Source organism: Methylobacterium sp. GC_Met_2 (genome assembly GCF_026540795.1).
GTDB lineage: Bacteria > Pseudomonadota > Alphaproteobacteria > Rhizobiales > Beijerinckiaceae > Methylobacterium.
Map to the genome: position 1 here is coordinate 1 of NZ_JALNUM010000171.1, position 9,617 is coordinate 9,617.

Here is a 9,617-nt window from a genome sequence, read left to right on the forward strand (position 1 = left end):
CGGGATTGCGGGGTCAGCATTGATCCGATACAGATCTCGGATCAATCGAAACATTGATCTCGGAGCAATCATGGGATCGGCGGATTTCCGGTCCGTTGCCGACGCGATCGCCGCGGATATCGCGGCCGGCCGGCTCCCGCCCGGCGCGAAGCTGCCGCCGCAGCGCGACTTCGCGTACGCGCAGGGCATCGCGGTCTCGACGGCGAGCCGGGTCTATGCGGAACTGGGCCGCCGGGGCCTCGTCACCGGCGAGGTTGGGCGGGGCACCTATGTGCGGTCCGCGCCGGGCCGGAACGGGCTGCTCCAGCCGGAGCCGCCGCCCGCGGCGATCGATCTGCAGCGAACCCATTCGCGGCTGCCCGAGCAGGAGGCCGTTCTGGCCGAGACCCTCGCGGCGCTCGCCGGCGCGGGCGGCGCGATGGCGTTCGGCCAGTACGGGCCCGCGGGGACACCGCAGGCGCAGGCGATCGCGGCGGCATTTCTCGCCCGGGACGGCTACGCCCCCGACCCGGCCGACATCCTGTTCACCGGCAACGGGCGGCAGGCGCTCGCGGCGGCGCTCGCCGCGCTGGCGGCGCCGGGCGAGCGGATCGCCTGCGAGCCCCTGACCTACCCGATGGTGAAGGCGATCGCGGCCCGGCTCGGGATCACGCTGGTGCCGGTCGCCATGGATGCCGAGGGGATGTGCCCCGACGCGCTGCTCCAGGCCCACCGGGCGAACCCGCTGAGCGGGGTCTACCTCCAGCCGACCCTCCAGAATCCGCTGGGCGCCACGATGGGGCCGGGCCGGCGTTCCGACCTCGCCGCCGTGCTCGCGCAGACCGGGCTGACCGCCATCGAGGATGCGGTCTACGGCTTCCTCGCGGATGCCCGTCCGCTGGCCTGTCTCGCGCCCGATCGGGTGATCCTGGTGGACAGCCTGTCCAAGCGGGTGATGCCCTCGCTGACGCTCGGCCTCGTGGCGGCGCCCCCGCCCCTGACCGACCGGCTCGCGGCCTCGATCCGTCAGGGCGCCTGGACAGCCCTCGGCCTGTCGCTCGCGGCCGGCATGCACTGGATGATGGCGGGGGGCTCGGCCACCGCGCTGGCCGCGGTCAAGCGCCGGGACGCGGCGGCCCGGCAGGTGATCGCCCGGGCGGCGCTCGCGGACCTGCGGGTGGTGGGCGACGGCCGTGCCTATCACCTGTGGCTGGAACTGCCGGAAACCTGGCGGGCGGAGGCCTACGCGGCGGCGGCCCTGCGCCAGGGCATCGCGCTGATCCCGGCCCCGGCCTTCGCGGTCGCCCCCGGCCACGCCCCGAACGCGGTCCGCCTCGCCTTGGCGGTGCCGTCGCACGATGAACTGGCCGCGGCCCTGCGCCGGCTGCGCCGGCTGGCCTTCGCGGGGGACGATCAGGCGGTGGAGTGAGGGGCGTTCAACCGCGCTTTTCGGCCGGCAGCACGAAGATCTGGCCCGGATAGATCAGGTCGGGATTGCGGATCTGGGTCTGGTTGGCGTCGTAGATCACCGTGTAGCGCTCGCCGCGGCCGTAGGTGCGCTGGCTGATCCGCCAGAGGTTGTCGCCGCGGGTGATCTTGGCCGTGCTGATCTCCGGCACGTAGACCGCGCCGTCGGCGCTCGCCTCTGCCGGGGTGCTCCGGGCCTCGGCCGGACCCGGCGCCGCCGCGGCGGGGGTTTGCGGCTCAGGCCGCCCGGGCATCGCCTTCGTGCTGCCCGTCCCCCCATCCGTGGCGCTGCCGGGCCGCGCGCCGTCCGGCCCTGCACCCCGACCCAGGCCGGGGCCGACGCCCTGCCCGGTCGATCGGGCTCCGCGCGCGGAGGCGCCCGAGGCGCGGTTCGCGGCCGGGTTCGGAAGGGTGCCCTGGGCATGGCCCGGGATGGTCGATGGCTGCGAGCCGGCGACGTCACGCGCGGCGATCCGAGTCGGCTCGGCTACGGACAGCGGCACCTCGGCGCGGGTCTCCACCTTGCCGGTGGCCGGGTCGATCTGGTCGATCCGCACCTGATACTGGCCGGGCTTCACGCCGCGCCCGATGGTGAAGCTCGCCCGCCCGTCCGGGCCGACGCGCCCGGGGGCGATCAGCGTGTCGTTGAGGTAGAGCCGGATCGCCGCGCCGGGGGTGCCGGTCGCCGTGACGAACAGCCGCCCGTTCTCCTGCACGTCCACGCTCGCGATCCGGGTCGGCTGTCCCGGCCCCGCGGCGCCGGACGGTGCCGCCGCAACGGCCTTGGCGCCGGCCTTGGCATCGGGCGCGCCCGGCTGCGACAGAACCACGGTCGCTGCGTCCGGGGCGGTCAGGGCGACGAGCGGCTGACGGTCGCGCCCGGGGGCGACCTCCACCGCCACGCTCTGCTCCGACTCGGCCGCCCGCCCGTCCTTGTCGGTCATGCGCAGCCGGATCTGGCTCGATCCCGCGGGCAGGGCCGGCGGCACCACGGCGAATTGTCCCCCCTCGTCGGCGGTCGTCCGGGCCACCGGCTTGCCGTTGACCAGCATCTCGACGACGGCGTTCGGCGCACCCTGGCCGGCCACCACGGCATCGCCGTTCGGCTCGACCCGGACGATGTCGAAGCGCGGCACCGCGGCGGCCGGCTTGCCGGATCCGGCCGCGCGGGCGGGGTCCGACGGGGCGTCGGCCCGGGGCAGGCCACCGCCCTCGCCCGGCTTGCCGTCGCGGGACGGGGCCTGGCGCGACGCCAGCGCGCCGGGATCGGCCAACGACTGCGCGGCGTTCTCCGGCGTGCCGCGGCCGGTCAGCTGGCGCAGGGACTCCCCGCCGAACAGGGCCGCCACGAGCCCGAGGCCGCCGAGGAGGCCGACGAGCGCCAGGGCGAGACTGCGCCGCACCTGTCTCGACATCGCCAACCTGAGCCTCCCTCGATCCCGCCCGCCGTGCGGGAAAAACCGTCGACGGAACACGGCATAATACCGTACATGGTGCCGACACCAAGCCGTCCCGCCGCCCCGGCGGGTGAATCCCCCGCGACGTCAGCAGTTTGGCCCTTGGACCGATCGGCGCGGGGCATGTCTCGGACGGCTCGCAACAGACGCGCGAGGGAGGGCGCCGGATGGCCCCGGTGAGGACAGTCTGTGTCTATTGCGGCTCCGGCTTCGGGCGGGACCCCGCCTTCCGGGCGGCCGCCGAGGTGCTCGGGACGGCCATCGCGCAGGCCGGGATGCGCCTCGTCTACGGCGGCGGCGATGTCGGCCTGATGGGCACGGTGGCACGCGCCGCGCTCGACGCCGGCGGCCACGTCACCGGCATCATCCCGGACTTCCTCCAGGCGCGCGAGCACATGCTGGCGGACATTCAGGAGACCGTGGTGGTGCCCGACATGCACACCCGCAAGCGCCTGATGTTCGAGCGCTCGGACGCCTTCGTGACCCTGCCGGGCGGCATCGGCACCCTGGAGGAGCTGGTCGAGCAGCTCACCTGGGCGCAGCTCGGGCGCCATCGCAAGCCGGTGGTGCTGGTCTCGGTGGCGGCGTTCTGGGCGCCGCTGCTCGCCCTGTTCGAGCACATGCGCGGCCACGGCTTCATCCGCGAAGGGCTCGACCTGAGCTACCTCGTCACAGGCGCGGCGGCCGAGGTGGTGCCCCTGCTGCGCGAGGCCGGCCACGAGCCCGATCCCGAGGCCGAAACGGTGGTCAAAGAGCGGATGTGAGGCCGGCAGCTCCCGGTGCCGGCGCGCGCCCTTCCCTGCAGGGCGCGCGGCTTCACCGTTCTGACCCCTGCTCCAGAGATGGCCCGGATCCGTGCGTTTCCCTCCCCGCTTTATGGGCTACCGGATTCACACATTCGGTCTGGCAACGTCGGTGCAGGGTCGAGCGCGGGCCTCCTCTCCCGTGCGGGAGAGGGACAGGGTGAGGGGTCAGGTTTATCCGAGAGGGAGCGACCTGTCGGCGCAGCAATCACGTGCTCGATCCTGAGCGTTCTCATCCCTCACCCCAACCCTCTCCCGCACGGGAGAGGGGGGGGCGGTCGCGCTCCGCCGCCAGCGGCGATGTCCGCTGGGCATGGGTGAATATCGTAGCTACTGCGGGAGCGGGAAAAGCGCGCGACGACCCGGAGGATCGTGCGGGAACGCCGGGGCCTGCGCGAACAAGATCGGATGAGGACTCCCCCGATGCGCGCTTCGATCCTTGCGGCCCTGCTGCTGGCCTGCCTCGTCGGCGTGGTGCGGGCGGGCGAGGCGCCGGTCCTCCAGACCCTCGACTACGCCAACACCCGCTATTCCAACCTCGCGCAGATCGACGCCGGCAATGTCGGCCGCCTCAAGGTCGCCTGGACCTTCTCCACCGGCGTGTTGCGCGGGCACGAGGGCGCGCCGATCGTGGTCGGGCATCGGATGTTCGTGCACACGCCCTTCCCCAACATCGTCTACGCCCTCGACCTCGACCACGACGGCAAGATCCTGTGGCGCTACGCCCCCCGGCAGGATGCGGGCGTCATCGCCGTGATGTGCTGCGACACGGTCTCGCGTGGGCTGGCCTACGCGGACGGGCGCCTGTTCCTCCAGCAAGCCGACACGACGGTCGTCGCCCTCGATCCCGAAACCGGCCGGGTGCTGTGGTCGGTCAGGAACGGCGATCCCGGTCGGGGCGAGACCAACACCGCCACGGTCCTGCCGGTCCACGGCAAGCTGATCGTCGGGCTGGCCGGCGGCGAGTACGGGGCACGCTGCCACGTCACGGCCTACGATCAGGCCAGCGGACAGCGCCTCTGGCGGGCCTACGCCACCGGGCCGGATGCCGACATGCTGGTCGATCCGGAGACGACGACCGAACTCGGCCGCCCGATCGGCCGGGATTCGTCCCTCAAGAGCTGGGAGGGCGACCAGTGGCGGACCGGCGGGGCCTGCAGCTGGGGCTGGTTCGCGTACGATCCCGCGCTGAACCTCGTCTATTACGGCACCGGCAATCCCTCGACCTGGAACCCGGCCCAGCGCCCCGGCGACAACCGCTGGGCGATGTCGATCCTCGCCCGTGACGCCGATACCGGCATGGCGCGCTGGGTCTACCAGATGACCCCCCACGACCAGTGGGACTATGACGGCGTCAACGAGATGATCCTCACCGCGCAGGTGATCGGCGGGCGCTCCCGGGAGGTGCTGACCCATTTCGACCGGAACGGGTTCGGCTACACGCTCGACCGGGCCACCGGCGAACTTCTCGTGGCGGAGAAATTCGATCCGAGCGTCAACTGGGCGAGCCGGATCGGCATGGACCCCGCCGCCCCCGATTACGGCCGGCCTCTGGTCGACAAGCGCTACGCGCCGGGCGAGGCCGACGAGGACGAAACCACGAAAAACATCTGCCCCGGGGCGCTCGGCGCCAAGAACCAGCAGCCAGCCGCCTACTCGCCGAAGACGCGGCTGTTCTACGTGCCGACCAACCACATGTGCATGGATTACGAGGCGTTCCGGGTGACCTACACACCGGGCCAGCCCTATGTCGGCGCGACGCTCACCCTGCACCCGCCGGAGGGCACCGACCGGACCGGCGCCTTCATCGCCTGGGACGGGGCGAAGGGGCGGATCGCGTGGTCGATCCCGGAGCCGTTCTCGGTCTGGTCGGGGGCGCTCGCCACCGCGGGCAACATCGTCTTCTACGGCACGCTGGAGGGCTATCTGAAGGCGGTCGATGCCCGGGACGGGCACGAACTGTACCGGTTCAAGACCCCGTCCGGCATCGTGGGCAACGTCACCACCTACCGGCACGACGGCAGGCAATACGTGGCGGTGCTCTCCGGGATCGGCGGCTGGGCCGGGATCGGGCTGGCGGCGGGGCTGACCGACCCGGCCGACGGCTCGGGGGCGGTGGGCGGCTACGCGGCCCTGTCGCAATATACCGCGCCGGGCGGGCAGCTCACGGTGTTCGCACTGCCGGATCCGGCGCCGGCTGCCGCGCACTGACGAAATCCACGAAGGCGCGCAACGGCGCCGGCAGGTGCCGCCGGCCCGGATAGTAAAGGAACGGGCCGGAGAATTCCTGCCACCAGGGCTCCAGCACCGGCTCCAGGGCGCCGCTGTCGAGATGCGGGCGCAGCCAGTCCTCGAACAGGTGGACGATCCCGGTGCCGGCGACCGCGGCCGCCACGGCAAGGTCGCTGGCGCCGACCCGCACGATCAGCGGCCCGGACGGGTCCACCCGGACGATGGCGCCGTCGCGCTCGAACTCCCAGGGCGCCGTCAGGGCGCCGCTGGGGAACCGGCCGAGCAGGCAGGCATGGGCGAGGAGATCACGCGGATGGTCCGGGCGTCCGCGCCTTTCGAGATAGGCCGGGGCTGCCGCCGTGGCGAAACGCTGCCGCCGCGGGCCGATCGGCACCGCGATCATGTCCTGCTCCAGCCGCTCGTCGTAGCGGATGCCGGCATCGCAGCCCGCCGCCAGCACGTCCACGAACCCGTCCTCGACGACGATCTCCAGGCGGATCTCGGGGTACGCCGCCAGGAAGGGCGGCACGAGCGCCGGCAGCACCAGCCGGGCCGCGCTCAGCGGCACGTTCAGCCGGAGCGTCCCGGCCGGCCGATCGCGGAACCCGTTCACCACGTCGAGGGCGGACTCCACCTCGGCCAAGGCCGGACCGAGCCGCTCCAGCAGGCGGGCGCCGGCCTCGGTCGGCGCGACGCTGCGGGTCGTGCGGTTCAGGAGGCGCACGCCGAGCCCGGCTTCGAGGCGGCGCACGGCCTCGCTGAGGCGCGACGCGCTCCCGCCCCCGGCGCGGGCGCCCTCGCGAAAACCGCCGGCCCGCGCCACGGTCACGAAGGCGGTGAGATCGGCGAGATCCTGGGTCATTGTTCGAGAATGCGCACGGCCCGTGCCGATCGTCACGGCTTATCGGCGCAATCGGTGCCGTCTACATCCGGGGCGCCAACAGGAGATTCGCCATGACCGACATCACCGCGGATATTGCGCAGGCCGGGACGTTCCCGCTCGGAGACCGGACCGTGAAGCGGCTGGGCTACGGCGCCATGCAGCTCGCCGGGCCCGGCGTGTTCGGGCCGCCCAGGGACCGCGCCGCCGCGGTCGCGGTGCTGCGCGCAGCCGTGGCGGCGGGCGTCGACCACATCGACACCAGCGACTTCTACGGGCCGCACGTCACCAACCAGATCATCCGCGAGGCGCTCCACCCCTATCCGGACGGGCTCGTGATCGTCACCAAGGTCGGCGCCAAGCGCGGAGCCGACGCCTCGTGGAACCCGGCCTTCTCGGCCGAGGAACTCACCCAGGCGGTCCACGACAACCTGCGCAACCTGGGCGTCGATGCCCTCGACGTGGTCAACCTGCGCCTGATGTTCGATGTCCACGGGCCGGCGGAGGGGCCGATCGAGGCGCCGCTCACCGTGCTGGCGGATCTCCAGCGGCAGGGGCTGATCCGCCGGATCGGCCTGAGCAACGCCACGCCGCGTCAGGTCGCCGAGGGGCGGCGGATCACCGACATCGTCTGCGTGCAGAACCAGTACAATCTCGCGCACCGGGACGACGACGCCTTCATCGACGATCTTGCGGCGTCCGGCACCGCCTACGTGCCGTTCTTCCCGCTGGGCGGGTTCAGCCCGCTCCAGTCGGACAGCCTGTCGGCGGTGGCGGCCGGGCTCGGCGCGACGCCGATGCAGGTGGCGCTGGCATGGCTGCTGCGCCGGTCGCCCAACATCCTGCTGATCCCGGGGACGTCCTCCCTCGGCCACCTGCACGAAAACCTCGCGGCGGCCGAACTCCGGCTGCCGGACGACGCGATGGCGGCCCTGGATCGGATCGGGGTGGCGTGAGGATCAACCATCCTACCCACCAGCTCAGGATGCTACGACGTTCACAGATCTCAGCCTGAAGCGCAGGTTTCCCCTCTCCCCGCGTGCGGGGAGAGGCCCGCATGGACCCCGCCGTCCGTGCGGGAAGCGGAGGCGAAGCCGGAGCGGCGGTGAGGGGGCGATTCCGGAGGAGGCTCATCCTGAACCGCCCCCTCACCCTCGGCTGCCGCCTCGCCGCGCTCCCCGACGAGGGGGAGACGCGGCCCTCTCCCCGCACGCGGGGCGAGGGGATCCCTCGGCATAGCGTTGTGCTGATCCGGTAGCCTCGCGGGACGAGGGAGGTGGATGGGATAGCCGCAGGCGCCTACTTGCCCGTCATGCCGGCCACCAGCGGGCAGCCGCCCTCGCGCATCGGGCGGAAGGCCTGCTCGGCGGGAATCGTCTCCAGCACCTTGTAGAGGTCCCATTCGCCCTTGGATTCCGAGGGCGCCTTGGCCTCGAACAGGTACATCGGGTGGATCTTGCGCCCGTCCGGCCGGATCGTGCCCTGGCCGAACAGGGGGTCGTCGGTCGGCAGTGCCTTCATCTTGGCCACCACCGCGGCGCCGTCCTTGGCCGAGTGCAGCGCCGCCACCGCCTTCAGGTAGTGCAGCGTGCTGGCATAGACGCCCGCTTGGTACGAGGTCGGCTTCTTGCCGGACATGCGCGTCTCGAACCGTTTCGCGAAGGCCCGGGTGCCGTCGTTGAGGTCCCAGTAGAACGAGGCGGTGAAGGCGAGCCCCTGCGCCACCTCCAGGCCCAGGGAGTGGATGTCGGTGATCGCGATCAGCAGGGCCGCGAGGGTCTGGCCGCCCTGGCGGATGCCGAATTCGTGCGCCTGCTTGATGGCGTTGGCGGCATCCAGCCCGGCATCGGCGAGCCCGATCACCTGGGCGCCCGATCCTTGAGCCTGGAGCAGGAACGAGGAGAAGTCCGGGTTCGGGAAGGGCGTGCGCACGCCGCCGACGACCGTGCCGCCGTTCTTCTCCACCACGGCCTTGGTGTCGCGCTCCAGGGCGAGGCCGAAGGCGTAATCCGCGGTGATGAAGTACCAGGACTTGCCGCCGCGCTTGAGCATGGCCTTGCCGGTGCCGTTGGCGAGCGCCGCGGTGTCGTAGGTCCAGTGCACGGTGTTGGGCGTGCAGGCCGGGCCGGTCAGGTCGGCGGTGCCGCCGCCCGAATTGATGAAGGCCTTGTTCTTCTCCTTGGTGATCTGCGCGATGGCGAGCGCCACCGAGGAGGTCGGCACATCGAACACCGCATCGACGCCGTCGCGGTCGTACCATTGCCGGGTGATCGAGGCGCCGACATCGGGCTTGTTCTGGTGGTCGGCGGCGACGACTTCGACCTTCAGCCCGTGTTCCTCCGGCTTGAAATCCTCGACCGCCATCCGGGCGGCTACCACCGAACCCTCGCCGGTGGAATCGAAGTAGACGCCGGAGCGGTCGTTCAGCACGCCGATCTTCACCGGCACGAGGTCGGCGGCCAGCGCCGCGCCGGCACTGAACGCGCACAGAGTCCCGAGCAGCGCCGCGGCGCGGTGGCGGAGCGTCATGGTTCTCTCCCTGTTTTTTGTTGGATGCGGCGCCGTTGATCGGCGCTCGCGGTCATCGCATGCAGAATATCCGTGGGCTTTTGCGGCCGATACCGGCGCGGGTGAGGATGTGGGCGATCCGTTAGACGCTTCGGTTCGCCCACCCCGCGGCTGGCGGATTCACACATCGGGTTTGGCAACTCGGCCGCAAGATGGTGCGCAGGTCCCCTCTCCCGTGCGAGCTGCAATATTCACAGATCGCGGTTCGATGCGTTCGAAGGCTGCAGAACA

General features: G+C 71.9%; 7 protein-coding genes. 4 read left to right on the forward strand and 3 right to left on the reverse strand.

Translation table 11 applies throughout. The features are described 5' to 3' along the window. Positions 1 to 70: 70 nt before the first annotated feature. The gene (locus OXS49_RS31315; protein WP_267428474.1) at positions 71 to 1,408 is read left to right on the forward strand and encodes a PLP-dependent aminotransferase family protein; all 1,338 of its coding nucleotides are present in this window, start codon (positions 71 to 73) and stop codon (positions 1,406 to 1,408) included. 7 nt (positions 1,409 to 1,415) lie between these two features. Here the strand turns inward: OXS49_RS31315 and OXS49_RS31320 are convergent, their stop codons facing one another. Continuing rightward, entirely contained in the window at positions 1,416 to 2,861 is a 1,446-nt protein-coding gene (locus tag OXS49_RS31320) for a LysM peptidoglycan-binding domain-containing protein (RefSeq protein WP_267428475.1), read from the reverse strand. A 209-nt stretch (positions 2,862 to 3,070) separates the two neighbouring features. Between OXS49_RS31320 and OXS49_RS31325 the strand changes: the two genes are divergently transcribed. Together OXS49_RS31325 and OXS49_RS31330 are read left to right on the forward strand one after the other, a co-directional pair. Beyond that, the gene (locus OXS49_RS31325; RefSeq protein ID WP_243998915.1) at positions 3,071 to 3,667 is read left to right on the forward strand and encodes a TIGR00730 family Rossman fold protein; all 597 of its coding nucleotides are present in this window, start codon (positions 3,071 to 3,073) and stop codon (positions 3,665 to 3,667) included. Between the two features lie 462 nt (positions 3,668 to 4,129). Then, on the forward strand, positions 4,130 to 5,917 hold the full coding sequence (locus OXS49_RS31330) for a methanol/ethanol family PQQ-dependent dehydrogenase (RefSeq protein ID WP_267428476.1): 1,788 nt from the start codon (positions 4,130 to 4,132) through the stop codon (positions 5,915 to 5,917). Here OXS49_RS31330 and OXS49_RS31335 read toward each other — a convergent pair. Beyond that, a complete protein-coding gene (locus OXS49_RS31335; protein WP_267428477.1) occupies positions 5,871 to 6,800 on the reverse strand; it encodes a LysR family transcriptional regulator in 930 nt (309 codons plus the stop codon). The genes OXS49_RS31330 and OXS49_RS31335 overlap by 47 nt on opposite strands. Positions 6,801 to 6,892: 92 nt before the next feature. On the opposite strand from OXS49_RS31335, the gene OXS49_RS31340 reads away from it, so the two are divergent. Further along, complete coding sequence (locus OXS49_RS31340; protein WP_267428478.1) at positions 6,893 to 7,774, forward strand: aldo/keto reductase family oxidoreductase; 882 nt, start codon at positions 6,893 to 6,895, stop codon at positions 7,772 to 7,774. 343 nt (positions 7,775 to 8,117) lie between these two features. Here OXS49_RS31340 and OXS49_RS31345 read toward each other — a convergent pair whose 3' ends face one another. After that, positions 8,118 to 9,347, reverse strand: a complete 1,230-nt coding sequence (locus tag OXS49_RS31345; RefSeq protein WP_267428479.1) for an ABC transporter substrate-binding protein — start codon at positions 9,345 to 9,347, stop codon at positions 8,118 to 8,120. Positions 9,348 to 9,617: the final 270 nt, after the last annotated feature.

Bases quoted from the DNA above. Each gene is read 5' to 3' on its own strand.
- OXS49_RS31345 (WP_267428479.1), bottom strand. From the start codon at position 9,347: ATGACGCTCCGCCACCGCGCCGCGGCGCTGCTCGGGACTCTGTGCGCG.
- OXS49_RS31315 (WP_267428474.1), top strand. From the start codon at position 71: ATGGGATCGGCGGATTTCCGGTCCGTTGCCGACGCGATCGCCGCGGAT.
- OXS49_RS31340 (WP_267428478.1), top strand. From the start codon at position 6,893: ATGACCGACATCACCGCGGATATTGCGCAGGCCGGGACGTTCCCGCTC.
- OXS49_RS31325 (WP_243998915.1), top strand. From the start codon at position 3,071: ATGGCCCCGGTGAGGACAGTCTGTGTCTATTGCGGCTCCGGCTTCGGG.
- OXS49_RS31320 (WP_267428475.1), bottom strand. From the start codon at position 2,861: ATGTCGAGACAGGTGCGGCGCAGTCTCGCCCTGGCGCTCGTCGGCCTC.
- OXS49_RS31330 (WP_267428476.1), top strand. From the start codon at position 4,130: ATGCGCGCTTCGATCCTTGCGGCCCTGCTGCTGGCCTGCCTCGTCGGC.
- OXS49_RS31335 (WP_267428477.1), bottom strand. From the start codon at position 6,800: ATGACCCAGGATCTCGCCGATCTCACCGCCTTCGTGACCGTGGCGCGG.